The 22590-nt window shown below is 71.2% G+C and carries 23 protein-coding genes, 3 tRNA genes and 1 pseudogene; 23 read left to right on the forward strand and 4 right to left on the reverse strand.

Annotation, left to right across the window (positions count from 1 at the left end):
• Positions 1-41: 41 nt before the first annotated feature.
• The 15 genes and pseudogenes from O7543_RS21020 to O7543_RS21090 all read left to right on the forward strand — a co-directional run bounded on the left by O7543_RS21020 (position 42) and on the right by O7543_RS21090 (position 12811).
• A tRNA-Glu gene (locus O7543_RS21020) sits at positions 42-117 on the forward strand.
• A 31-nt stretch (positions 118-148) separates the two neighbouring features.
• A tRNA-Asp gene (locus tag O7543_RS21025) sits at positions 149-222 on the forward strand.
• Between the two features lie 111 nt (positions 223-333).
• Positions 334-407 (forward strand) — tRNA-Phe (locus O7543_RS21030).
• Positions 408-544: 137 nt separating this feature from the next.
• Positions 545-964, forward strand: coding sequence for a hypothetical protein (locus O7543_RS21035; protein WP_281552268.1), 420 nt, complete (start codon positions 545-547; stop codon positions 962-964).
• A 9-nt stretch (positions 965-973) separates the two neighbouring features.
• A complete protein-coding gene (locus O7543_RS21040) occupies positions 974-2617 on the forward strand; it encodes a cation acetate symporter (protein WP_281552267.1) in 1644 nt (547 codons plus the stop codon).
• Between the two features lie 132 nt (positions 2618-2749).
• Positions 2750-3520, forward strand: coding sequence for an ABC transporter ATP-binding protein (locus O7543_RS21045; RefSeq protein WP_281552266.1), 771 nt, complete (start codon positions 2750-2752; stop codon positions 3518-3520).
• Positions 3511-5229 carry an ABC transporter permease gene (locus tag O7543_RS21050; protein ID WP_281552265.1) on the forward strand — a complete coding sequence of 573 codons (1719 nt, stop codon included), beginning with the start codon at positions 3511-3513 and terminating at the stop codon, positions 5227-5229. The genes O7543_RS21045 and O7543_RS21050 overlap by 10 nt, the downstream gene beginning before the upstream one ends.
• Before the next feature lie 17 nt (positions 5230-5246).
• Positions 5247-5813, forward strand: a pseudogene (locus O7543_RS21055) (flavin reductase family protein); the annotation flags it as partial.
• Positions 5814-5906: 93 nt separating this feature from the next.
• Positions 5907-6884: a GDP-mannose 4,6-dehydratase gene (locus O7543_RS21060; protein ID WP_281552263.1), complete on the forward strand. Its 978-nt coding sequence runs from the start codon at positions 5907-5909 to the stop codon at positions 6882-6884.
• 64 nt (positions 6885-6948) lie between these two features.
• Positions 6949-8130 (forward strand): LCP family protein, encoded by a 1182-nt coding sequence (locus O7543_RS21065; protein ID WP_281552262.1) that lies wholly within the window; start codon positions 6949-6951, stop codon positions 8128-8130.
• Between the two features lie 152 nt (positions 8131-8282).
• Positions 8283-9503 carry an LCP family protein gene (locus tag O7543_RS21070; protein WP_281552261.1) on the forward strand — a complete coding sequence of 407 codons (1221 nt, stop codon included), beginning with the start codon at positions 8283-8285 and terminating at the stop codon, positions 9501-9503.
• 32 nt (positions 9504-9535) lie between these two features.
• A complete protein-coding gene (locus O7543_RS21075; RefSeq protein WP_281552260.1) occupies positions 9536-9871 on the forward strand; it encodes a rhodanese-like domain-containing protein in 336 nt (111 codons plus the stop codon).
• 78 nt (positions 9872-9949) lie between these two features.
• A complete protein-coding gene (locus tag O7543_RS21080) occupies positions 9950-11410 on the forward strand; it encodes a PAS domain-containing sensor histidine kinase (RefSeq protein ID WP_281552259.1) in 1461 nt (486 codons plus the stop codon).
• Between the two features lie 11 nt (positions 11411-11421).
• Positions 11422-11847, forward strand: coding sequence for an ATP-binding protein (locus tag O7543_RS21085; RefSeq protein WP_281552258.1), 426 nt, complete (start codon positions 11422-11424; stop codon positions 11845-11847).
• Between the two features lie 82 nt (positions 11848-11929).
• Positions 11930-12811 carry a DUF5926 family protein gene (locus O7543_RS21090; RefSeq protein ID WP_281552257.1) on the forward strand — a complete coding sequence of 294 codons (882 nt, stop codon included), beginning with the start codon at positions 11930-11932 and terminating at the stop codon, positions 12809-12811.
• A 12-nt stretch (positions 12812-12823) separates the two neighbouring features.
• Here O7543_RS21090 and O7543_RS21095 read toward each other — a convergent pair whose 3' ends face one another.
• Positions 12824-14035: an arginine deiminase gene (locus O7543_RS21095; protein WP_281552256.1), complete on the reverse strand. Its 1212-nt coding sequence runs from the start codon at positions 14033-14035 to the stop codon at positions 12824-12826.
• A gap of 166 nt (positions 14036-14201) precedes the next feature.
• On the opposite strand from O7543_RS21095, the gene O7543_RS21100 reads away from it, so the two are divergent.
• The 5 genes from O7543_RS21100 (at position 14202) to pheA (ending at position 17631) form a co-directional block, all read left to right on the forward strand.
• The gene (locus O7543_RS21100) at positions 14202-14954 is read left to right on the forward strand and encodes a hypothetical protein (RefSeq protein WP_281552255.1); all 753 of its coding nucleotides are present in this window, start codon (positions 14202-14204) and stop codon (positions 14952-14954) included.
• 179 nt (positions 14955-15133) lie between these two features.
• A complete protein-coding gene (locus tag O7543_RS21105; protein ID WP_281552254.1) occupies positions 15134-15616 on the forward strand; it encodes a hypothetical protein in 483 nt (160 codons plus the stop codon).
• Between the two features lie 39 nt (positions 15617-15655).
• A complete protein-coding gene (locus O7543_RS21110) occupies positions 15656-16054 on the forward strand; it encodes an ACT domain-containing protein (protein ID WP_281552253.1) in 399 nt (132 codons plus the stop codon).
• A gap of 4 nt (positions 16055-16058) precedes the next feature.
• On the forward strand, positions 16059-16664 hold the full coding sequence (locus O7543_RS21115) for a hypothetical protein (protein WP_348650031.1): 606 nt from the start codon (positions 16059-16061) through the stop codon (positions 16662-16664).
• 10 nt (positions 16665-16674) lie between these two features.
• On the forward strand, positions 16675-17631 hold the full coding sequence (gene pheA, locus O7543_RS21120) for a prephenate dehydratase (RefSeq protein WP_281552252.1): 957 nt from the start codon (positions 16675-16677) through the stop codon (positions 17629-17631).
• A 64-nt stretch (positions 17632-17695) separates the two neighbouring features.
• On the opposite strand, the gene O7543_RS21125 is transcribed toward pheA, so the two are convergent.
• The 3 genes from O7543_RS21125 to O7543_RS21135 all read right to left on the reverse strand — a co-directional run bounded on the left by O7543_RS21125 (position 17696) and on the right by O7543_RS21135 (position 19384).
• Positions 17696-18388 (reverse strand): AIM24 family protein, encoded by a 693-nt coding sequence (locus tag O7543_RS21125; protein WP_281552251.1) that lies wholly within the window; start codon positions 18386-18388, stop codon positions 17696-17698.
• Positions 18389-18471: 83 nt separating this feature from the next.
• Complete coding sequence (locus O7543_RS21130; protein WP_281552250.1) at positions 18472-18825, reverse strand: metallopeptidase family protein; 354 nt, start codon at positions 18823-18825, stop codon at positions 18472-18474.
• Positions 18826-18952: 127 nt separating this feature from the next.
• Positions 18953-19384, reverse strand: a complete 432-nt coding sequence (locus O7543_RS21135) for an OsmC family protein (protein WP_123606752.1) — start codon at positions 19382-19384, stop codon at positions 18953-18955.
• 75 nt (positions 19385-19459) lie between these two features.
• Here O7543_RS21135 and O7543_RS21140 point away from each other — a divergent pair, with 75 nt between their 5' ends.
• From O7543_RS21140 to O7543_RS21150, 3 genes are all read left to right on the forward strand, one after another.
• Positions 19460-20365: a hypothetical protein gene (locus O7543_RS21140; protein ID WP_281552249.1), complete on the forward strand. Its 906-nt coding sequence runs from the start codon at positions 19460-19462 to the stop codon at positions 20363-20365.
• Positions 20366-20437: 72 nt separating this feature from the next.
• Positions 20438-21703, forward strand: a complete 1266-nt coding sequence (gene serS / locus O7543_RS21145) for a serine--tRNA ligase (protein ID WP_281552248.1) — start codon at positions 20438-20440, stop codon at positions 21701-21703.
• A complete protein-coding gene (locus O7543_RS21150; protein ID WP_281555760.1) occupies positions 21700-22587 on the forward strand; it encodes an alpha/beta hydrolase-fold protein in 888 nt (295 codons plus the stop codon). Before serS ends, O7543_RS21150 begins: the two co-directional genes overlap by 4 nt.
• Positions 22588-22590 lie beyond the last annotated feature (3 nt).

Here is a 22590-nt window from a genome sequence, read left to right on the forward strand (position 1 = left end):
GCACTACCGTCGGAGTCGTGATGTGCGATGATGACGGGGCCGCCCTCATCGTCTAGCGGCCCAGGACGCCGCCCTTTCAAGGCGGTAGCACGGGTTCGAATCCCGTTGGGGGCACCACCGGCCGACCGACCGGCCGGAGCAACACCGAGGTCCTGTGGAGCAGTCGGAGTGCTCGCCGCCCTGTCAAGGCGGAGGTCGCGGGTTCAAGTCCCGTCAGGACCGCGCAACGCCGATCGCCGTGCGTTTCCCACGCGCGGCGTTGTGCGTTCCGGGGCCCATGGCAACCGGTCCGGCTGCTGAGGTCGCCGGATGGGTATCATGACCCCAGTGCCCGGCCAGGTAGCTCAGTTGGTACGAGCGTCCGACTGAAAATCGGAAGGTCGGCGGTTCGACCCCGCCCCTGGCCACAAAGCCTCTCGCCGGGCTTCAGCAGCGCCCAATCGCCTCCTGCGGTTGGGCGCTTCGCTGTGGGACGACGCGCCGTGGATCCGTCTGCGCCGGGGACTGCCCTTGACTTTCCGCGACGGGCCGTGAGACTGCCGGCATGGCCGAACACGACGGCACCGGGCCCGCTGCGGCGCCCGCGCCCGCCGACCCGCCACCCCGACGGGTGCGGGTCGTGCTGGGCGAGGTCGGCCGGCGTGGGGACGCCGACCGGCTGCGTACCGACCTGGCCGAGCAGACCCAGATCGGCGAGGCACTGGTACGCGGCCTGGTCCGGGCACAGTTGGCGTTGGCAATGCGGCTGGCGGTGGTGGTCGTGGTCGGCCTCGGGTCGCTGCCGATGCTGTTCGCGATCGCCCCGGGCGTCGCGGAGATCAAGATCGTCGGCGCCAACCTGCCGTGGCTGCTACTCGGGGTGGCCGCGTTTCCGTTCCTGGTCGCGGTCGGCCTGACCTACGTCCACCTCGCCGAACGTAACGAACAGGACTTCGTCGCGCTGGTCCGCCGGCCGGAGCGCTGAGCGGCGCCGATGACCAACCCGTACGTGATCCCTGCGCTGGTCGTGGTCACCCTGGTGACCGTCGCGATCGGCTTCTACGGGCTGAAGCTGGCCCGGACCACGTCCGACTTCCTGGTCGCCTCGCGTACCGTCAGCCCGTCCTGGAACGCGGCGGCGATCAGCGGCGAGTACCTGTCTGCAGCATCGTTCCTCGGCATCGCCGGCCTGATCCTCAAGTACGGCGTCGACGTGCTCTGGTACCCGGTCGGCTTCGCCGCCGGCTACCTGGCCCTGCTGCTGTTCGTCGCGGCCCCGCTGCGCCGGTCCGGGGCGTTCACCCTGCCGGACTTCTGCGAGATCCGGCTCAGCTCCCGGCGGCTGCGCCGGCTCGCCACCGTCTTCGTGATCTTCATCGGCTGGTTCTACCTACTGCCCCAGCTGCAGGGCGCCGGGCTGACCCTGGCTACGGTCACCGGCGCGCCGTATCCGCTGGGAGCGCTGCTGGTCGGCGGGGTGGTCACCGCCAACGTGGCGCTCGGCGGTATGCGGGCGGTCACCTTCGTGCAGGCGTTCCAGTACTGGCTCAAGTTGACCGCGCTCGCCGTACCGGCGGTCTTCCTGGCCATGCAGTGGCAGTCCGACGGGCGGCCGCCGGTCAGCCCACCGGACGGGCTGACCTTCACCCAGGCGACCACCGTGGTGGTCGAGCGGTCCGCGACGCTCAACTACGCCGACGGCCGGACCGAGCAGGTGATCCCGGGCACCGAGTTGACCTTCGCCGCCGGGGACCGGGTCCCCGAGGTGTCCGGGGCCGAAGCCGACCGGGGAGCCGCCTGGCTGCTGCCCAATGACCCGGACCGGGGCGACCAGGGACTGTTCGCCACCTACTCGCTGATCCTGGCTACCTTCCTCGGCACGATGGGGCTGCCGCACGTACTCGTGCGGTTCTACACCAACCCCGACGGTGCCGCCGCCCGCCGCACCACGCTGGTGGTGCTCGCCCTGGTCGGCCTGTTCTACCTCTTCCCCACCCTGTACGGGGTGCTCGGCCGGGTGTACACACCGCAGCTGCTGATGACCGGACGCTCGGATGCGGTCGTGGTGCTGCTGCCGGAGGCGGCGCTCGGCGGCGGACTGCTCGGTCAACTGCTCGCCGCGCTGGTAGCCGCCGGGGCGTTCGCCGCCTTCCTGTCCACCTCGTCCGGGTTGCTGACCAGCGTCGCCGGGGCGGTCTCGACCGACGTGCTGCGGCGCAACTCGGTACGCGGGTTCCGGCTGGCGACCCTGGTCGCCGGGGCGGTGCCGATGGTCCTCGCGTTGAACGTCTCGGGCCTGGACGTCTCCCAGGTCGTCGGGCTGGCGTTCGCGGTGGCCGCGTCGAGCTTCTGCCCGCTGCTGGTGCTGGGCATCTGGTGGCGTGGCCTGACCGCCGCCGGTGCCGCCGCCGGCATCGTCGCCGGTGGCGGTACCGCCGTCGGCGCGGTGCTGTGGACCGTGCTGGGTCCGCCACTGACCGGCTGGCCGGCGGTCCTGGTCGCGCAGCCGGCGGCCTGGACGGTGCCGCTGGCGTTCGCGGTGATGATGCTGGTGTCGGTGGTCACCCGGCGGCGGTTGCCAGGTCAGGTGAACGCCCTCATGCTGCGACTGCACGCGCCGGAGAGTCTGCGCCCGTGACATGCCTTCGGCTGCCGTGACGTGCCCGCGGCGAGGTCGGTCGGGATCGGTGTCGCCGTCGTGCCCGGGTATGAGAGCCGGATCGTCCCTCAGCGGGAGCGTATCCGAGGTCCCGCTGGTTACCGTCGGACCATGACAGATGCTGCCCAGCCCGGCGGGCAGGCGCTCGTCCTGCGTGGCCTGGCCAAACGATTCGACGACAAGGTCGCGGTAGCCGGGGTCGAGCTGGAGGTCCCGGTCGGCTCCTTCTACGGACTGCTCGGCCCGAACGGTGCCGGCAAGACCACCACGCTGTCGATGGCGGTCGGGCTGCTACGGCCGGACGCCGGTCACGCCCACGTCCTCGGCCACGATGTCTGGGCCGACCCGGTGCGGGCGAAGCAACTGCTCGGCGTACTGCCGGACGGGGTGCGGCTGTTCGACCGGCTCACCGGTGCCGAGCTGCTCGCGTACCACGGTCTGCTGCGCGGGATGGACCCGGCGGTGGTCGACCAGCGAGCCGGCGAACTGCTCGACGTGCTGGCGCTCGACGACGCCGGACGCACCCTGGTGGTCGACTATTCGGCGGGCATGAAAAAGAAGATCGGGCTGGCCTGTGCGCTGCTGCACGGACCCCGGCTGCTGGTGCTCGACGAGCCGTTCGAGGCGGTCGACCCGGTCTCCGCCGCGCTGATCCGCGACATCCTGCAGCGGTACGTCGTCGGCGGCGGCACGGTGATCTTCTCCAGCCACGTGATGGCTGTGGTCGAGCGGCTCTGCAGCCACGTGGCGATCCTCGCCGACGGAGTCATCAAGAAGGTCGGCACGTTGGACGAGGTACGGGCCGGGCGGTCGCTGGAAGAGGTCTTCGTCGACGTCGTCGGTGGTCGCACGGCCACCGGGGAGGAACTGGCATGGCTGTGACCGGGCCGCCCGCCGACACACCGACTCCCGGCTCACCCGCCGTCGGTCGGCGGCCGGTGCGGGCCCGGCACTTCGTCCGCCTCAAGCTGCGGGTGATGGGCAACAACCTGCGAGGTCAGGGCTGGCGGATCGCGTTGTTCATCGGCGGGATCATCGCCGGGCTGTGGTTCGCCGGCAACGGCTTCCTGATCCTCGCCGCGCCGGGGTTCATCGACAGCGAACAGGGCATGTTGCTGGCCGCCGGGTTCGGCGGCACCCTGCTGGTGCTCGGCTGGCTGCTGCTGCCGCTGGCCTTCTTCGGGGTGGACGAGACGCTCGACCCGGCCCGGTTCGCGTTGCTTCCGCTGCGTCGGCGGACCATGGTCACCGGGCTGCTGGTCACCGGACTGATCGGCGTGCCGTCGATCGCCACCGGGCTGGCCACCCTGGGGCTGGTGCTCAGCGCGGCGCTGCTCGGCGGCCCGTTGGCCGGCGCCGTCCAATTGGTCGGGGCCGCCGCCGGTCTGCTGCTCTGCGTCCTGGGCAGCCGGGCGATAACCAGCGCGTTCGCCGGCATGCTGCGGTCGCGCCGGGTGCGTGACCTGGCCGCGGTGCTGCTCGCCGTGCTGGCCGCGTTGCTCGGTCCGCTGCAACTGCTGGTCATCGGTGGACTGGGCAACGCCGACTGGGACCAGTTGGCTGAGGTGGCGGGAATTCTCGGCTGGACTCCGCTGGCCGCCCCGTACACGATGGGGTTCGACGTGGTCGACGGACGGCTCTGGGCGGTGCCGATCAAGCTGGCGGTCACCGCCGCCACCCTGGCCGGCCTGTACCGGTGGTGGTCGAGGTCGCTGGAGTCTGCGATGGTCGGCACCGCGAGCGGCGGCCCGGCCAGGGCGGTGGCCGCTGCGTCCGGTACCCCGGTGAGTCAGCTGTTCCCCCGGCTGCTCGCCCGGACCCCCCGCGACCGGTACGGCGCACTGGTCGCCCGGGAGGTGCGCTACTGGTGGCGGGACATGCGGCGACGGGCCAACCTGATCACCGTCGCCGTGGTCGGGGTGTTCATCCCGGCGTTGATCAACGTCGGCGGTTTCAGCGCCTTCGCCTACGACCCGGACGGTTCAGTGGGCGCCGGACCGGCCGCGTCGGCGACCAGCGTCAGCATCTCGATGCTCTTCGTCGGTGCGCTCGCCGCCGTGACCCTGGCCAACCAGTTCGGATTCGACGGCAGCGCGTACGCGGCGAACGTGATCGCCGGCGTGCCGGGGCGGCTGGAGCTGCGTGCCCGGGTGGTCGGGTTCTCCGTGTACATCGTGCCGCTGCTGGTGGTGATCTCGGCCGGTCTCGGGTTGTTCCTGCGCGAACCCGGCTGGATCCCGGTCGCCGCCGGGACGCTGTTCGCCGCGTACGGTGCCGGGTTGGCGGTCAATCTGATCGTCTCGGTGGTCGGTGCGTACTCGCTGCCGGAGACGTCGAACCCGTTCGCGTTGAACAGCGGTGCCGGCGTGGCGAAGAGCATGCTGGCGCTGGTGGCGATGGTCGCGTCGGCGGCGGCCGCAGTGCCGATCGTGCTGGCCACCGCGCTGCTCGGCGAGGTCTGGTACTGGTTTGCCCTGCCGGTCGGCGTCGGATACGGCCTGGGTGCGGTGGCCCTTGGCCTGTACATCGCCGGTGACCTGCTGGAACGACGGATGCCGGAGCTACTCGCCACGGTGACGCCGCGCCGGTGACTCCCGATTGGGCCACAATGTTTCACGTGAATCATCCCGAGCCCGGTGCCGAGATCCACTATCGCGACCCGTTCGCCACGGCGAACGAGGACCGTTCGCCCGCGCGGCGGCTACGTGGCCGGCTGGCCGCACCGGTGACGCTGTGGACGGCCGGTGGTGGGTCGGCTCCGCTCGCCGGACTGACCGTGTCGTCGACGGTGCTGGCCGAGGGTGACCCGCCTCGACTGCTCGGGCTGCTCGACGAGGAGTCGCAGCTGTGGGAGGTGCTCCGCGAGTCGGGCAGGTTCGCGATGGTTCCGCTGAGCCCGGCGCATCGACAGCTCGCGGACCGGTTCGCCGGGCTGATGCCGGCACCGGGCGGACCGTTCAAGGCAGCGGACTGGCAGGCCACCGGGTACGGCCCGGTCCTCGCGGGGGCGAGTGGGTGGGCGGGCTGTCGGCTCGACGACGTCCGACCGTACGGGTGGGCGGTGCTCGTGGAGGCGACCGTCGAGACGGTCACGGTCAGCGACGAAGGCAACGCCGGGCCGCTGATCCACTATCGCGGCCGGTACCGGGAGCTCGGCGAGCCGCGCGGTCGGTAGCCCGGTCCGAGTCGCGCAGCCGGGTATCTCGGTCCGGACCGACCCGGGTGGCAACCGCAGCCCGGCCGGGGCACTACCACTAGGCTCGGGGGCATGCTGCCTGTTCCCCGATTCGGCGACGGCCACCGAGTGCTGGTCACCGGAGGTGCCGGTTTCGTCGGAAGCCACCTCGTCGACCGGTTGGTCGGGCGTGGTTGTGCGGTGGTGGCGGTGGACAACTTCGTCACCGGATCCAAGGAGAACGTCGCCCACCTCACCGACGAACCCCGGTTCACCCTCGTCGAGGCGGACATTTCGGATGGGTTGCCGGATCATCACCCAGCGGTCCGTCAGCGGTTCGACGCGATCATGCACCTTGCCTCGCCGGCCAGCCCGACGGACTTCGCGACCCTGCCGATCGAGATCCTCCGGGTCGGCTCTCTCGCCACGTTGCATCTGCTGGACCGGGCGGTCGCCGACCAGGCCCGGTTCATCATGGCGTCGACCTCCGAGGCGTACGGTGACCCGTTGGTGCACCCGCAACCGGAGACCTACTGGGGCAACGTCAACCCGATCGGGGTGCGCAGCGTCTACGACGAGGCCAAGCGGTTCGCCGAATCGTCGACGATGGCGTACCACCGGTACCGCGGCCTGGACGCCGGCATCGTGCGAATCTTCAACACGTACGGGCCCCGGATGCGGCCGGACGACGGCCGGGCCATCCCCACCTTCATCAGCCAGGCGTTGCGCGGCGAGCCGATCACCGTGCACGGTACCGGCACGCAGACCAGGTCGATCTGCTACGTGGCGGACCTGGTGACCGGGATCGTCGCGCTGCTCGACTCCACCGAGACCGGTCCGATCAACTGCGGCACCGAGCATGAGCTGACCATGCGGGAGCTGGCCGAGCAGATCGTCCAGCTGGTGGGCAGCTCGTCGACGATCAACCTGGTCGCCCGCTCCTCGGACGACCCGGAGATGCGCCGTCCTGACCTGACCCTGGCCCGTACCAGGCTCGGCTACCAGCCGACGGTGGACCCGCAGGACGGGCTGCGCCGCACCATCGCCTACTTCCGCCAGCGACTCGGCTGATCGGCGGCGTCGGTCCGGGAGTCGAGTCGTCGGCGGGCGAGCGCCCGGTACGTACGCTGGAGGCATGTCAGCCAGCAACCAACACGGTGACCGGTCAGTCAGCAGCCGCCACGGTGGCCGGACGGTCCCCGGCCGGACGACCGGTCCGGCCGGCACCGCCTACGGGTCCTCGACAGGCCGGGCGCAGGTGCCGGTCGGCGGTCGTGGCGGCAACCAGTACGGTGCCCCGCCGCGCCGGTCGCGGCCCCGTTGGGGGCGCATCGCCCTGGTCGGCGGGGTGGCGTTGGTGGTGCTGGCCCTGTTCGCCAGCGGCGGGCTCTGGGCGTACGCCCGTGGGCTGGACCAGGACCTGGGGCGGACCGATCCGTTCTCGCAGATCACGCAGGGGCGGCCGCCGGCTGCGGTGGACGGCGCGCTGAACATCCTGCTGATCGGCACCGACTCACGGGATCCGGACGCCCCGGTCGACCAGGCCGGCAAGTGGCGGGCGGACACGATCATCGTGATGCACATTCCGTCGTCACACGACCGCGCCTATCTGGTGTCGATCCCGCGTGACCTGTACGTGCCGATTCCGTCGGACGCCGCCGCGGCCTGCGAGACCGGCGAGCGGGCCAAGATCAACGCTGCGTTCGCCTGGGGCGGCATGCCGCTGGCGGTACGGACCGTGGAGTGCTTCACCGACGTGCGGATCAATCATGTGATGGCGATCGACTTCGCCGGTTTCGTCGAGGTCACCGACGCGCTCGGCGGGGTCGACCTGACCGTCGAGCAGGACACGACGTCGATCCACAAGCCGTACCGTCAGTTCAGCGAGGGCGTCAATCACATGAACGGTGCCGAGGCGCTGGACTGGATTCGCCAACGCAAACAGTTTCCGGACGGTGACTTTGCGCGTATGCGTCACCAGCAGGAGTTCCTGCGCGCACTGATGGACAAGGCTGTGAGTTCGGGCACACTGTCGAACCCGGTCAAACTGAATGCGTTTCTCAAGGCGACGACCCAGGCGGTAACGGTCGACCAGGGCTTCTCCCTGGTCGACATGGCACTGCAGTTCCGCAAGCTACGGGGGGAGAACCTGCACTTCCTGACCAGCCCGCACAACGGCAGCGAGACGATCAACGGCGAATCGGTGGTCGTCTCCGACCGGGAGCAGGCATTGTCGATGTACCAGGCGATGGCGGCCGATCGGATGACCGCCTGGGTGCAGGCCAATGTCACGCCAAGCCCGGGTGCAAGCGACTGACGGCCCGGGGTCGGTGACTGAGTGGACATCGTTGGTCGTCAGCCGGTGACTGGCCAATACGACACAAATTTGAAACCCGAGCAGGGTCGATAAATCGACCAAGTTTCCGTACAGTGGGCTCGCCCTATTGTCTACGCCCCCCAGGAGCAGGCATGCCGGTCCAGACCCGTCGACGTTCGACGTCGACCGAGTCGGGGAACCCGCTCGCCGCCCGTGGCTCGGCCGGGCGTCGGTCGAGCGGCCGGTCGGGTCCGGGCTCCGGCCGCAGCGGCTCTGGCCGGCGGCCCCGCCGCAAGGACCCGATCTGGGCCCGCACCATGGTCGTGCTGGGCGCACTGCTGATGATGCTCAGCGGCACCACGATCGTCGGCAGCAAGTGGCTGATCGCCCAGGCGACCAGTGGGATCGAGCAGTCGAACCTGCTCGGCGTCGCCGGCAAGACCGACGCCGAGGGCGGTGACAGCCTCGAGGGCCCGATCGACATGTTGCTGCTCGGCATCGACCACCGGGGCAGCTGGGCAGAGTCGGACACCCGGGCCGACACGATCATCATCCTGCACATTCCCGCCACCCACGACCAGGCGTACCTGATCTCCGTCCCCCGGGACACCGAGGTCGAGATCCCGCCGTTCGACAAGAGCGGGTGGCCGGGTGGGGTCGGCAAGGCGACCGAGGCGTTCTTCCACGGCGCGCAGAACGGCGCCGGGCACGCCGGTGGCGCCCAGCTGATGGCGGAGACGATCAAGAACCTCACCGGGGTCAGTTTCGACGGCGCCGCGATCATCAACTTCAGCGGCTTCAAGTCGGTCATCGACAGCCTCGGCAGCGTCCGGCTCTGCGTCGACGAGGACACCCCGTCGATCCACATGACCCTGGTCGACGGCCAGCCGATGTGGAACTCCGACGCTGCCAAGGTCAGCGGGGAGAAGCAGCAGGTCGTGCACAAGAAGGGCTGCCGCGAGATGCAGGGCTGGGAGGCGCTGGACTTCTCCCGGCAGCGGTACGGGCTGGACAACGGCGACTACGACCGGCAGAAGAACCAGCAGAAGCTGATCAAGGCCATGGCCAAGAAGGCGATGGCCAGCGGGGTGATGACCAACCCGCTCAAGCTCAACGAGCTGATTGACGCGGCCGGCAAGGCGTTCGTGCTGGACACCGGCAAGGTGGCGCTGCCGGACTTCGTCTTCACCCTGCGTGGGGTGGCCGCCAACGACCTGGTCATGCTGCGGACCAACGGCGGCAGCTTCAACGGCAACAGCGCCGGCCGGGAGAACATCGATCCGCTCAGCCAGGACATGTTCCAGGCGGTCAAGAACGACAATCTCGCCGAGTTCATCCTCGCCAACCCGACAGTGCTGGCCGGCCAGGAATAGCCGGAAGCCGGCTGTCCCATAGGCTGTTCGGCATGCATGGATCACCGATCCCCACCGTCGACGTCCCCGACGTCTCCGCCGACGCGTACCTGCTCGACGTGCGCGAGCCCGAGGAATGGTCCGCCGGGCACGCGCCGGGCGCCCACCACCTGCCGATGATGGAGATCCCGCACCGGTTGGCCGACATCCCGAAGGAGGGCGACGTGGTGGTGGTGTGCCGGTCCGGCGGCCGGTCCGGGCAGGTCGTCGCCTACCTCAACCAGCACGGCTGGGACAACGTCCGTAACCTCGCCGGCGGAATGCAGGACTGGGCGGCGCACTCCCGGGCGATGGTGAGCGAGTCCGGCGAACCGCCCCGGGTGCTCTGACCGGCGGCCCGACGCGAGTTGCCCGGCACCGGCGGCCCGGCACTGCCCAAATCCGCCAGCACCGGGCAGACTCGAAGCATGCCGGAACGCCCCGACTATCCGAGTCTGATCGCTGGACACACCGTCGTCCTCGACATGATCAACAGCGGTGAGTCGGGGCTGCCGATCCTGCACCACCTGCTGCGGCTCGCGCAGCGTGCACTCGGCGCCGCCGGGACCTCGTTTGCCGAGTACGGGCCACGCAGGGGACGGATCATCGCCGCCACCGGCGCCGCCGAGTGGTCGGTCGGCCGTCCCGTCGACCTCGACGAACCCACCACCGCCCGGCTGCTCACCGGACCGCGGACCGTCGAGTTCCCGGTGACGGCGCTCACCGCTGCCCTGGCCGACCAGATCGCCGGCCGAGGACTGCACCGGATGCTGATCGCGCGCGCCGAGATCGGCGGGGTGCTGATCGGCAGCCTGCACGCCTACTACCCGGATCCGGACCGCAGCGCCGGCCCTGACCATCACACGCTGATCGCCTACCTGGCGTCCTGCATCGCCCACCTGTACGGCGACCAGACCGGGCTGCCGGTGCACGGCGACGGGCCGGTGGTCGCCGCGCTCGCCGACGGACTGGCCATCGTCGACGACGAGTCCTGCGTACGGCTGTGGAACCCGGCGGCGGAGCGGCTCACCGGCAGCACCGCACAGGACCGGCTGCACCGACCGATCCCGTTCCCGGTGCCACCCCCCGGACAGGTCGTGGACCATCAGCTGCCGGACGGCCGGTGGCTGCGGATCACCTCCGGGGAGCTACCGGGCTTCGTCGCCTCCCGGGTGGTCACCTTCCGGGACATCACCGACCAGCACCACCGCGACCACGACGTCGACCTGTTCATCGCGGTCACCAGCCACGAGCTGCGCACCCCGGTCACCGTGATCAAAGGGTACGCGGAGACCCTCAGCGACCACTGGGAGTCGTTGACCGACCGGGACCGACGGGAGGCCGCCCGGGTGCTGGGGCAGCGGGCCACCGAACTGGCCCGACTGGTCGACCGGCTGCTCTCCGCCGCCAATGACTCGGGACCGGCGGTCGGCGCGCCGTCCGCCCCGTTCGATCTGGTCGAGACGCTACGGGCCGCTGTCGAGAATCTGCCCGCCGGACTGCGTCAGCGGCTCACCGTCGAGCTGCCAGACGACCTGCCGAAAGCGGCCGGAGACCGGGCGAGCCTGACCACCGTACTCACCGAACTTGCCACCAACGCCGACAAGTACTCGCCATCGGGCAGCCCGATCGAGGTCACCGCCATCGCCGACGAACGCTCGGTGGCCTTGCGGATTAGTGATCGCGGCATCGGGGTACGTCCGGAACACGTGGAACGAGCGTTCGACCGGTTCTGGCAGGGCGAATCGGGCGACCAGCGCCGTTACCCCGGTGCCGGACTCGGCCTCTACCTGGTCCGACAGATTGTCGAGCGCCAGCACGGTTGGGTGTCCCTGCGGCCCCGTGACGGCGGGGGTACGGTCGCCGAGGTGCGGCTGCCCCGCAGCTGAGAGGAGGCGGCGTGACCTCGGCACTGGCGGGACGGGCATGGAGCGTGCTGGTACCGCACCATGCCAGCGGCGCCCGGTTCGCCCGTCACCAGCTCGCCCGGACGTTGGCCGACAGGATTTGCCCCGACTTCCTGTCCGACGTGATGACGGTCGTGGCCGAACTCGTCGGCAACGCCGTACGGCACGCCCGGCCGCTGCCGGACGGGATGATCCGGGTGACCTGGCAGCTGACCCCGCGCCGGCACAGCCGCACGGTCCTGCTGCGGGTGACCGACGGCGGGTCCGGGGACGTGCCGCAGGTCCGGACCGCCCCGTCGGACGCGCCCAACGGCCGCGGCCTGGGCATCGTCGTCGCCCTGGCTCGCCGGTGGGGGGTCGAGCCCGCAGGCTCCGGCCGCTGCGTCTGGGCCGAGATCGGCGAGCCGGAATCCGGCTGAGCCGAGCCGGCACCGGGTCGCGCCCCACCTGGACCCGGGCGGATCCCTCGGCGGCGGGCCGGTTCCTCTAGGCTGTCTGGCCGTGGGCAAGCGCCGAAAGCAGGACCGGGCCGCCAGCGGCGGCAAGCGGGAGAAGATCCGCGACGTATTCGTGCCCCGGCCGTTCGCCGGGCTGGCCGACGAGCCGGACTGGGTCGCGCTGCGCGAGCTCGTCCCGGCGGCCACCGCGCCGCTGACCCTCGAACCCGAGCTGGCCGGCAAGTACGCCGACCGGACGGTGACGCTGGCCACCGTACTGCCGATGGCGGCCCCGGCTGTCGTGCGGGCCGACGGCCAGATCATGATCGGGCTTCAGCGGCACGCCCAGTCCGGGGACGTCTCCCGCGACCTGGCGGCGGCGCTGCTGGCCGCGCTGGAGACCGAGCCGGGCGACACGGTCCCGGTGCCGCCGCTGCCCGGCCCCGGCCCCCGGCTGCAGGACGTGCTCGCCGACGGGGCGCTGACGGTCCAGGTGCACGACAGCTTCGCGTTCTGGGTGGAGCCCGAAGCGGCCGCCAACCCGGCGGTGCAGGCCTCCCTGGAGCGGGCCGACGCGTCCATCTATCCGACGACCCGGATGGCGGCGGCGCCCGCCGCGTACTGGTGCCGGGTGGGGGAGCGGGCGCACGTGCGCTGGGTGCTGCCCGGTGACGAGGACCGGACGCTGGACACGCTGGCCCGGCTGAGCGCCGCCGGTGACCTGCCGATGGGTCCGCAGACCCGGTTCGCCGGCATGTTCCGGGCCCACGGGCTGCTGGTGCCGGTGTGGGACCTGCCGTCCGGGCCGGAGGCCGCCGAGTGGGAGCAGCCGTTGGCCGAGTTCGCCGAGCGGCTCGCGGCGGCGGCCGGCGTCACCGATCCGCTCGACGCGGCCGCCCGCCGGTCCCGGCAGGGCCTGCTGGGCCGGCAGCTCACGCTGCGCTGACCCGGCGGCCGGTCACTCGGGCCGGAGCGGATCGCGGACCAGCGGTGCCGACATGCACCGTGGACCGCCCCGGCCGGACCCGAGCTCGGCGCCGGGGATCGTCACCACCTCGATCCCGGCCCGGCGCAGCTGCGAGTTGGTCGCCGTGTTCCGCTCGTACGCCACACACACCCCCGGGGCCAGCGCCAGGGTGTTGTTTCCGTCGTCCCACTGCTCCCGTTCCGCGGTGACCGGGTCCAGCCCGGTGCCGACCAGCCGGAGCCGGTCGACGTCCATCGCGTCGGCGGCGGCCCGCAGGAACGGCGCGGGTCCGGCGACCTGCAGGTCGCCCGAGGCGGTACGGATCACCGTGTACGCGGCGAGCTCCTCGGCCATCGGCGGGTACATCAGCACCGCGTCCACGTCGACCAGCGTGCAGATGGTGTCCAGGTGCATGGTCGCCCGCCGTTGGGTGATCGGCACCACCAGGACGGTGTGGGCCAGCCCGTCGCCGAGCACCCGCCGGGCCAGCCGCTCCACCCCGGCGGGTGTGGTCCGTTCGCCGACGCCGACGGCCAGTACGCCAGGGGCGAGCAGCAGCACGTCTCCGCCTTCGACGTGTTCCTGGTCGGGCCGGTGGATCAGCTCGGTCCCGGCGAACCGGGGGTGGTGCCGGTAGATCAGGTCGGTGAGCCGGCCCTCCCGGCGGCGGGCGCGCATCGCCAGGCTGGTCACCGCGACCCGGTCGCGGATCCAGACCGATGAATCCCGGGTGAACAGCAGATTGGGCAGCGGGTCGATGATGAAGTCGTGCTCGCGCAGCAGGGCATGCACCAGCCCGGCCGGCCGGTCGTCGCGGCGGGGCAGTTCGCCACGGGCCAGGCCGGCGACGAGCACCCGGGCCAGCCCGGCCGGGTCGAGGTAGGCGAGCTGCTCGGCGACCCGGTCGCGCAGGGTCTCACCCAGCCGGCGGCCGGCCAGTACGGTCGCCACCGCCTCGGCGCGGGCCGGGCTGGCGGCGAGCGTCTCGGCGAGCAGTTGTTCCAGGTAGAGCACCTCGACGCCGCGCTCGCGCAGCACGGCGGCGAACGCGTCGTGTTCGGCCTGGGCGCCGGCGACCCAGGGGATCGCGTCGAAGAGCAGGGCCCCGCTGTTGCGGGGGGTCAGCCGGGCCAGTTCGTTGCCCGGACGGTGCAGCATGACCACCCGGAGGTGGCCAACCTCACTGTCGACGTAGTGCGTCACACTCGCAGCCTATGGCAGTCGTTTGGCACCATCTGTTGAAAGAGTCGTGGGGTGAATAGGGCATTCATCCCTACTCACTCCGGCCTGGCGTCTTGCTTCAGTACCGGTGTCGCCACGTACGGTAGTTGGTAGTCCATCGTCCAGGGGACCTTTGCCGGAGGTCGTGATGACTGTCTTCCATGAGCGCCGCGTGCTGCCCGCCCAACGGGCGCTGCCCCACCGAGCGGACGAACGGGCCATGGAGGAGTCCCCACCTGGCACGCTGGAGGCGATCCGGCCGTCGCCGATGGAGTGGGCCCGACGCCGTCGGGCCGAGCGCGGCGCCAAGCGGATCGAGGCGGCCGGCGCCCGCGCGCTGAACCGTTTGGACCAGCTCGGCCCGTCCTGGCACGTGGTGCACTGGCCGCGTACCGACAGCCCGGACCGGATGCTCGGGCTGGAGACCGCCGGCCGCGAGGAGCGCGCCGGGTTCCTGGCCATCGGGCCCAGCGGACTCTTCGCGGTCACCGTCGTCGACCACGGCCGCAGTCGGGTCCTGGTCGCCGGTGACGTGGTGCAGATCAACGGCAAGCGACCGACGTACGTCGCCGAGGCCCGCCGGGATGCCAAGCGGGCGAGCAAGGCGATGTCGGCCGCGGTCGGGCACACCATCCCGGTCGCCCCGGTGCTCACCTTCGTCGGTTCCGGGGTGATCAGCGTGTACGGGCTGCCCAAGGAGTGCATGGTCACCACCCACCGGGAGCTGGACCGGCTGCTAATCGCCGGAGGCACCCGGATCAGTTCGGCCACTGCCGAGAAGCTGTTCCAGGTGGCCCGGCATCCGGAGACCTGGCTGACCGCTCCGTTCCGCTCGGCGACCGACTACCGGTGGTACGGGGCCGGCCGTTCAGCCGCTGACAAGCCAACCAGCCGGCGGTAGCCTTCGGGGCGAAGGCGCTGACGACCTCTCTGTGGCGTACGTCCCGTTGCCGGCCAGCTTGTGACGACTGCACCCGCTATCCAGGTCCGTCCGATCCGGCGCCTGCTCGGCATCAGTCGACGGACCCGCCAGAGACCGGATAGCGTTGCTGTTGTCCGGTTGAGTCAGGGGAGGCGCGGGTGGCGCACGTCGAGCTCTCGATCTCGGAACCGCTGGTCCCCCAGGCCCGCGAGCCGATCGAGCCGATGCGCGTGGACAACTTCCAGCTGTGGGTGGCCACCGCCGCTACCGCGCTGGAACCGTGTCTCGTCCTGCGCCAGGATCTGACCGTCGCCGCGATCTCCCGGTCCTGCTGCGACCTGCTCGGCCTCGGCGAACCCGGCCAGATCGAAGGCCGGCCGCTGCTGGCCGGCCTGCGGCTGGTCGATTTCACCGCGCAACGCGGCGAGCTCGACGAGACCGAGGTGGACAAGATCCCGCCGCTGCTCGCGCTCAGCTCCGGGCGGCTCGCCCGCGGCCTGCTGCGAGTCGACAGTGACGCGGCCACCGCGCAGGGCGACGGCACCGTGGACGCGATCGCCACCCCGGTGTGGATCGGCAAGAAGGTGACCGGGTCGCTCACCTTCTTCGCCCCGATCACCACCGCGTACTCGGCCGGATGACCGGCCCGCCGGTCGACGCCTCTGCCGTACGCTGCCCTCATGCTCGACCTGGACCTGCTGCCAGCGGAGTACGCCGTCTGCCGCCTACCGGCCGGATCTTCGCTGCCGGCCGAGTTCCTGGCCGGCCCCACCGCCGGAGTCGTCTCGGTGACCTGGACCGAGGACGAGGTGTCGGTGATCTGCCGCACCGACCGGGTGCCGCCCGACGCCAAAGTCGAGACGCCATGGCGCTGCCTGCGGGTGGTCGGCCCGCTGGACCTCGCGCTGACCGGGGTCCTCGCGTCGCTCGCCGGCCCGCTGGCCGAAGCCCGGGTCAACATCGTGGCATTCTCGACCTTCGACACGGACTATCTGCTGGTGCCGACGGTCCGGCTGTCCGAAGCCCTGGCCACGCTGACCGGCAGCGGTCACCGGGTCGCCGGCGCAGCCGTACCATGAGCTGGTGCTGTCCGCACGTCAACGGTTTCGGACCGGCAGCCGGCACCCCGTCCGGCGCAGCCGGGCACCCGGTCGTGGACTGCTGCCGATCAGCGCGGCGCTGGTCGGCATATCGATACTCGCCGGTTGCGGTCGGCCGCCCGGGGTCGACGCTTCGACGGCGGACCCGGCGCCGGCGCCGGCACTGACCGGCCCACCGTCGAGCGCACCGCCAGGTACGCCCACACCGTCAGCGTCCGGTGTGCCGTCGGCCTCTCCGAGCCGTTCCGCGCCGGCAGACGGCTTCCCGGTGGCCGTCGCCGTCGACTGCGCCGGGCGGCCATCCGCCGCCCAGGTGGTGGCGCTGCTGCGCCGCACCGACGGGCTGCTACCGGCCGGCGTCCAGGTCAGTGTGCCGGTGGCACCCCGCTGCGCCGGCAGTTGGCAGTACACCGTGGTGCAGATCCCGTCCAGGGAGCCGTTGCAGGTGGTCACCGAAGGGTCGCCGACCTCGTTCACGTTGGTCACCGCCGGTACGGACGTCTGCGTCATCCCGGTCCGGGTCGGCGCGCCGGCCGGGATCCGTACGCTCGCCTGCGAGTCGGTGCCGATCCCGCCGACCACTCCGTAAGCTGGCCGGCATGTCCGTCCCCGCGCCGACCCGATTCGCCTTCCTCGGCCCCGAAGGCACCTTCGCTGAGCAGGCCCTGCTGACGATCCCGGCGGCCCGGCAGGGCGATCGGGTTGCGGCCCGCAGCGTGCCTGAGGCGCTCGACGCGGTCCGGGCCGGCAACGTCGACGCGGCCCTGGTGCCGTTGGAGAACTCGGTCGGCGGAGCGGTCGGCGTCACCTTCGACGAGTTGACCAACGGCCAGCCGCTGGTGATCACCCAGGAGGTGGTGCTGCCGGTCGACTTCGTGCTGGCCGCACCCGCCGGCACCTCGCTCGAGCGGGTCCGCACCGTCGCCGCCCACCCACAGGCGTCCACCCAGTGCCGGTCCTGGCTGCGCCGGCAGGTCCCGAACGCCGCCGTGGCCGACGTACTGTCCAACGGTGCGGCGGCCGTCGGTGCGGCGGCCGGTGAGTACGACGCGGCGATCTGCGCGCCGATCGGCGCCAGCGCCCACCGGCTGACCGTGCTGGCCGACAAGATCGCCGACCACGCCGACGCGGTGACCCGGTTCGTCCTGGTCCAGCGCCCCGGCCCGCCGCCGACCCCGACCGGCGACGACATCACCACCCTGGCGGTCTACATCGCCCACGACCGGGTCGGTGCCCTGCTCGCGGTGCTGATGGAGCTGGCCGTCCGCGAGGTCAACCTCACCCGGATCGAGTCCCGACCGACCGGGGAGGCGCTCGGCCGGTACGCCTTCTTTCTCGACTGCTCCGGGCACGTCGCCGACGACCGGCTCGGCGACGCGTTGCGCGGGCTCCGGCGGGTCTGTGCCGACGTGCGGTTCCTCGGCTCCTACCCACGGCACGACTGGCCGCCGGCGGCCGGCGGCCGCACCACGGGTGGGCCGGCCGGCCGGCACGACGACGAGTACGCGCAGGCAGCCGCCTGGCTGGCCCGGGTCCGCGCCGGCCAGCTGGACTGAGCCAGCCCGGATTGAGCCGCCCGGACCGAACCAGCCGGACCGAGCCGCCCGGACTGAGATCGGACTACTGGGGCATCTGGCCGGCGCCGCGCACCGGCGGCTCCTCGGACGGCTGGACGATCACAAATCCCTGGCCGGCGAAGCTCATCGTGAACGCCTCCCCGGTGCGCCGGCCCAGCAGCGTACCGATGCCCAACTGCTCGGCCCGGTGGTAGCCGGTCTGCAGGCCGGCCGACCAGCAGACGGCGGCCTGCGGGTCGACGTAGGTCGGCTGGTCGACGGAGAGCACGACCGGGGTGCCCTTGGTGGTGATGGCGAGCCGGCCCTGCCCGGTGAAGACACAGTTGAACAGGCCAGCGGAGGAGGCGAAGCCCATCCCCTGAACCATCCGGATGTCGTACTGCAGCGTGGAGTCGAAGGCCAGCACGCTGGAGCCGTTGATGGACAGCGCGTCGCCCGGCTCCAGGTCGATCAGGTGCACGTCGGCGGCCTCGTTGGCGAGGAACACGTCACCCTGGCCGGTCAGCTTCATCAGCGGTACGCCTTCGCCGGTGAGCTTCTGCTTGATGAAGTTGCCGAGACCGCCGGAGCCGAGTGCCTGGAACTGCACGTGGCCCTGGTAGGCGACCATCGAACCGGTCCGGGCCATCGCCTCGCCGTTGAGCTCGATCTTCAGCAGTTTGGAGTTCTGCAGCCGCAGCCCGGGCTGGGCGGACTCCTTCTCCAGGTGATCGGCGGAGAACAGGGCACTGCGCATGGGTTCCTCCTGGTCAGGTTGATCGACCGAAGGGTAGGTAACCCGCGCAACCGCACGTCATCGCCCGGCCGGACCATCCTTGGTCAACCCCAGCCCAGGTCGTGTAGCCGTTCGTCGTCGATGCCGAAATGATGGGCGATCTCGTGCACCACGGTGATCGCGATCTCGTCGACCACGTCGGCCTCGGTCGCGCAGATCCGCAGGATCGGGTGCCGGAAAATGAGAATCCGGTCCGGCAGTACGCCGGCGTAGTCCCAGCCCCGACTGGTGAGCGCGTGTCCCTCGTACAGACCGAGCAGCTCCGGCTCGCCCGGCGGGGTGTCGTCCTCGACCAGGATCACCACGTTGCTCATCAGCCGCAGCAGCTCGGCCGGAACCTCGTCCAGCGCCTCCCCGACCAGCTCTTCGAAGCGCTCGCGGCTCATGTCGACCGGCATCGGTCCATTCTGCCGCACGACCGGCCGCCGGGGACGATCCTGGGCTTGTCCAGGTATCGACGACCGTGCGATCGGTCGACGGGTCGGACAGGCCCAGGATCGTCAGGGTGGCGTCGTTGGCGAGCGGTCAGACGGAGAGACTGGCGTTCAAGGTGATCTCGGCACCCGGCGACAGCAGACGGGAGATCGGGCAGTTCGCCTTCGCCGCCTCGGCCAGCTTCTGGAAGGTCTCCGGATCGACGCCGGGCACCTCGCCGACCGTCTCCAGGTCGATCCGGGTGACGGTCATCCCGGCGTCCGTCTTGTCCAGGTGCACGCTTGCGGTGGTCTGCACCGACGTCGGGGTGAACCCGGCGTCCGCCAGGCCCTTCGAGAACGCCATCGAGAAACAGCCGGCGTGAGCGGCGCCGATCAGCTCCTCAGGGTTGGTGCCCTCACCCTCCTCGAAGCGGGACCGGAACGAATAGTTCCCCTCGTACCCGCCCTTCCCGGTGCGGATAGTGCCAGAACCCTCGGTCAGATTGCCCTGCCAGCGGGCAGATGCGGTACGGATAGGCATGGGCATGACGCTAGCTCACCTCGATGCCCGACGCGACGATGCCCGTGCAAGGTCACCGAGGAGGCTCGGACCCCGATGCCCGACGACGATAGCCGCCGCGGCGGCGCGGAACCCGTACCACCCCGGACCACGCCGGTGCCGCCGGCGGTCCGAACCACACCGGCTCCGGCACCGGCGTCCTCCGGCCCGCCGGCCGACCAGCCGGCGGTGCTCGAACTCGGCGGCGACGCCACCCCGCCGGTCGACGGCCCCGACCCGGGCTCCGGCTCCGGCCCCGGACGCTGGACGGCTGTCACCGACCGGCTGTCCGGCGCGACGGCCGCGACGGTCGACCGGGCCCGTACCGTGGCCGGGACCCGACTCGGCCCGGCCGGCCGCGGCAACCTGCCGAGCCTGCTGCTCGCCGCCGTCGGGGTGCTCGCCGCGGCCGGCTCGCTCAGCGGCGAATGGCTGGACTTCGAGATCCCCGGAATCGACGCCGGAAACGGCGGTTCCTACGCCGACACCGTGCTGCTCGCCGAACTCGGCACCTACGGCACCGGGTACCTGCTCGGCCTGCTGGCGTTGCTGGTCTGCACGGCACTGACACTGTTCGGCTCCCACCGGATCCGACCCGACGTACGGATCGCCGGGCTGACCACCGGTGCCGGGCTGCTCGCCCTGCTGGTCACGGTGATGCTGACCGGCGACCAGCTGATCCGTTCGGCGTTGCGGGTACCCGCCGAGGTGGAGGTGCAGGTGGCTGTCGGTACGGCGGTGACCGTCGGCCTGATCGGCGTCGGCGCGCTGCTGCTGGCGCTGTACCTGGCCGGGCGGACCACGACCGGCCGTGGCGGCACCGGAGGTGGCGGTGCGGTCGCCGACGGTGGTGCGGATCCCGGCCCGGAGCCGGGCGGGGGTGCACCCGCCGATCTGACGGTTGGGCCGACCGCACCGTTCGTCCGGCCGGACAACCCGCCGCATCAGACACCCCGCTGGTGAGGACGTCCCGCTGGTGAGCCGGCCGAAAACCTGCGCGCGGGCCGATACGGCGGGCCGGTATCGTTGACTCCCGTGATCGATCTCCGACTGCTCCGTGACGACCCGGACCTCTTCCGTGCCAGCCAGCGTGCCCGCGGCGAGTCCGAGTCCCGGGTGGACGATCTGATCGCCGCCGACGAGACCCGCCGCGCGGCGGTGCAGGCCTTCGAGGCGCTGCGCGCCGAGCAGAAGCAGCTCGGCAAGCGACTGCCCCGGGCGGACCCGGCCGAGAAGGCCGAGCTGCTGACCCGTACCAAGGAGTTGTCGGCCCAGGTGAAGGCGGCCGAGGCTGCCGCCACCGAGGCTGAGCAGGCGCTGCGCCGGGCGCAGTTGGCCTTCCCCAACCTGATCGAGGCCGGCGCGCCGGCCGGCGGCGAGGACGACTACGTCGTCCTGCGGGAGGTCGGTGAGCGCCCCGACATCGACAATCCCCGCGACCACCTGGCGCTCGGTGAGGCGCTCGGCGCGATCGACGTCGAACGTGGCGCGAAGGTCTCCGGCAGCCGCTTCTACTACCTGACCGGCGTCGGCGCGCTGCTGCAGCTCGGTCTGCTGCAGCTGGCCATCGCCCAGGCCGTCGAGTACGGCCTCACCCCGACGATCACCCCGGTGCTGGTCAAGCCGGAGTCGATGGAAGGCACCGGCTTCCTCGGCGAGCACGCCAGCGAGATCTACCGGCTGGAAGCCGACGACCTGTACCTGGTCGGCACCAGCGAGGTGCCGCTGGCGGCGTACCACTCGAACGAGATCCTGACCCTGGACGGCCCGACGCGCTACGCCGGCTGGTCGTCGTGCTTTCGGCGGGAAGCCGGCTCGTACGGCCGGGACGTGCGCGGCATCCTGCGGGTGCACCAGTTCGACAAGGTGGAGATGTTTTCCTTCTGCCCGCCGGAGCAGGCGCACGAGGAGCACCTGCGGCTGCTCGCCTGGGAAGAGGAGATGCTGGCGAAGGTGGAGATCCCGTACCGGGTGATCGACGTCGCCGCCGGTGACCTCGGCACCAGCGCAGCCCGCAAGTACGACTGCGAGGCGTGGGTGCCGTCGCAGGGCCGCTACCGCGAGGTCACCTCCACGTCGAACTGCACCACCTTCCAGGCCCGCCGGCTGAACATCCGCTACCGCGACACCGACGGCCGCACCCAGCCGGTGGCCACCCTCAACGGCACGCTCGCCACGACCCGGTGGCTGATCCCGATCCTGGAGAACCACCAGCAGCCGGACGGCTCGGTACGGGTACCGAAAGCGCTGCAGCCGTACCTCGGCGGCCGCGACGTCCTCGAACCCCTGGCCACCGCCTGAACACCGTGCAGGTGCCGTTCCGGCCGTTGCCGGTCGACCAGTCCGACGTCCGCTACCTGCACGGCCCCGACTCGCTACGCCAGCCCGGCGTGCCGGCCGGCCGGACCATCGAGTTCGACTGGGCGGACAGCGCCGTCTACCCGGGTACGTTCCGGAAGTTCTGGGTGCACCTGCCGGCGCGGTACGACCCGTCGCGCCCGGCTGCCCTGTTGGTGTTCCAGGACGGCTGGTGGAACCTGGACCCGGCCGGCGAGGTCCGTGGCAGCATCGTCCTGGACAACCTGATCCACTACGGCGACCTCCCGCCCACGGTCGGCCTCTTCGTCGACCCCGGAGCTCTGCCTGACGATGGTGCTGGCGTTGACGGTGCTGGTCCTGGCGCTGGCGGCGGTGGGCGCAGGCAGCGCAACGTCGAGTACGACGTTTTCGACGACCGCTACGCCAACCTGCTGTTGAACGAGATCGTCCCGCAGGTGACGGAGCGCTTTCCGATCACCGATGACCCGGAGCAGTGGGGGATCTGTGGCATCAGCAGCGGCGGGAACTGTGCCTTTACCGCTGCCTGGCTGCGCCCGGACAGGTTCCGCCGGGTGCTCTGCTGCCTGTCCAGCTTCGTCCAGATGCCCGGCGGCAACCCCTACCCCGAGCTCATCAGGGACACCCCGGGCAAGCCGTTGCGGATCTTCCTGCAGGCCGGGCACCGTGACCTGAATTGGAACGAGCCGGAGGACAACTGGCTCGCCAGCAACCTGCGCGTCGCGGCCGCGCTGGCGGAAGCGGGGTACGACTTCCGGCTCGTGCTCGGCGACGGCGGCCACCACCCGAACCACAGCGGCGTGCTGCTGCCGGACGCCCTGCGCTGGCTGTGGCGGGTCGATCCATGATCA

It is taken from the genome of Solwaraspora sp. WMMA2080 (assembly GCF_027497395.1).
Taxonomy (GTDB): domain Bacteria; phylum Actinomycetota; class Actinomycetes; order Mycobacteriales; family Micromonosporaceae; genus Micromonospora_E.

Excerpts from the sequence above, each read along its gene's own strand:
- O7543_RS21130 (WP_281552250.1), bottom strand. The coding sequence starts at position 18,825 with ATGCCGGTCGACATGAGCCGCGAGCGCTTCGAAGAGCTGGTCGGGGAG.
- O7543_RS21060 (WP_281552263.1), top strand. The coding sequence starts at position 5,907 with ATGCTGCCTGTTCCCCGATTCGGCGACGGCCACCGAGTGCTGGTCACC.
- O7543_RS21040 (WP_281552267.1), top strand. The coding sequence starts at position 974 with ATGACCAACCCGTACGTGATCCCTGCGCTGGTCGTGGTCACCCTGGTG.
- O7543_RS21075 (WP_281552260.1), top strand. The coding sequence starts at position 9,536 with ATGCATGGATCACCGATCCCCACCGTCGACGTCCCCGACGTCTCCGCC.
- O7543_RS21080 (WP_281552259.1), top strand. The coding sequence starts at position 9,950 with ATGCCGGAACGCCCCGACTATCCGAGTCTGATCGCTGGACACACCGTC.
- O7543_RS21110 (WP_281552253.1), top strand. The coding sequence starts at position 15,656 with ATGCTCGACCTGGACCTGCTGCCAGCGGAGTACGCCGTCTGCCGCCTA.
- O7543_RS21135 (WP_123606752.1), bottom strand. The coding sequence starts at position 19,384 with ATGCCTATCCGTACCGCATCTGCCCGCTGGCAGGGCAATCTGACCGAG.
- pheA (WP_281552252.1), top strand. The coding sequence starts at position 16,675 with ATGTCCGTCCCCGCGCCGACCCGATTCGCCTTCCTCGGCCCCGAAGGC.
- O7543_RS21100 (WP_281552255.1), top strand. The coding sequence starts at position 14,202 with ATGACTGTCTTCCATGAGCGCCGCGTGCTGCCCGCCCAACGGGCGCTG.
- O7543_RS21125 (WP_281552251.1), bottom strand. The coding sequence starts at position 18,388 with ATGCGCAGTGCCCTGTTCTCCGCCGATCACCTGGAGAAGGAGTCCGCC.
- O7543_RS21140 (WP_281552249.1), top strand. The coding sequence starts at position 19,460 with ATGCCCGACGACGATAGCCGCCGCGGCGGCGCGGAACCCGTACCACCC.
- O7543_RS21035 (WP_281552268.1), top strand. The coding sequence starts at position 545 with ATGGCCGAACACGACGGCACCGGGCCCGCTGCGGCGCCCGCGCCCGCC.
- O7543_RS21045 (WP_281552266.1), top strand. The coding sequence starts at position 2,750 with ATGACAGATGCTGCCCAGCCCGGCGGGCAGGCGCTCGTCCTGCGTGGC.
- O7543_RS21050 (WP_281552265.1), top strand. The coding sequence starts at position 3,511 with ATGGCTGTGACCGGGCCGCCCGCCGACACACCGACTCCCGGCTCACCC.
- O7543_RS21065 (WP_281552262.1), top strand. The coding sequence starts at position 6,949 with ATGTCAGCCAGCAACCAACACGGTGACCGGTCAGTCAGCAGCCGCCAC.
- O7543_RS21070 (WP_281552261.1), top strand. The coding sequence starts at position 8,283 with ATGCCGGTCCAGACCCGTCGACGTTCGACGTCGACCGAGTCGGGGAAC.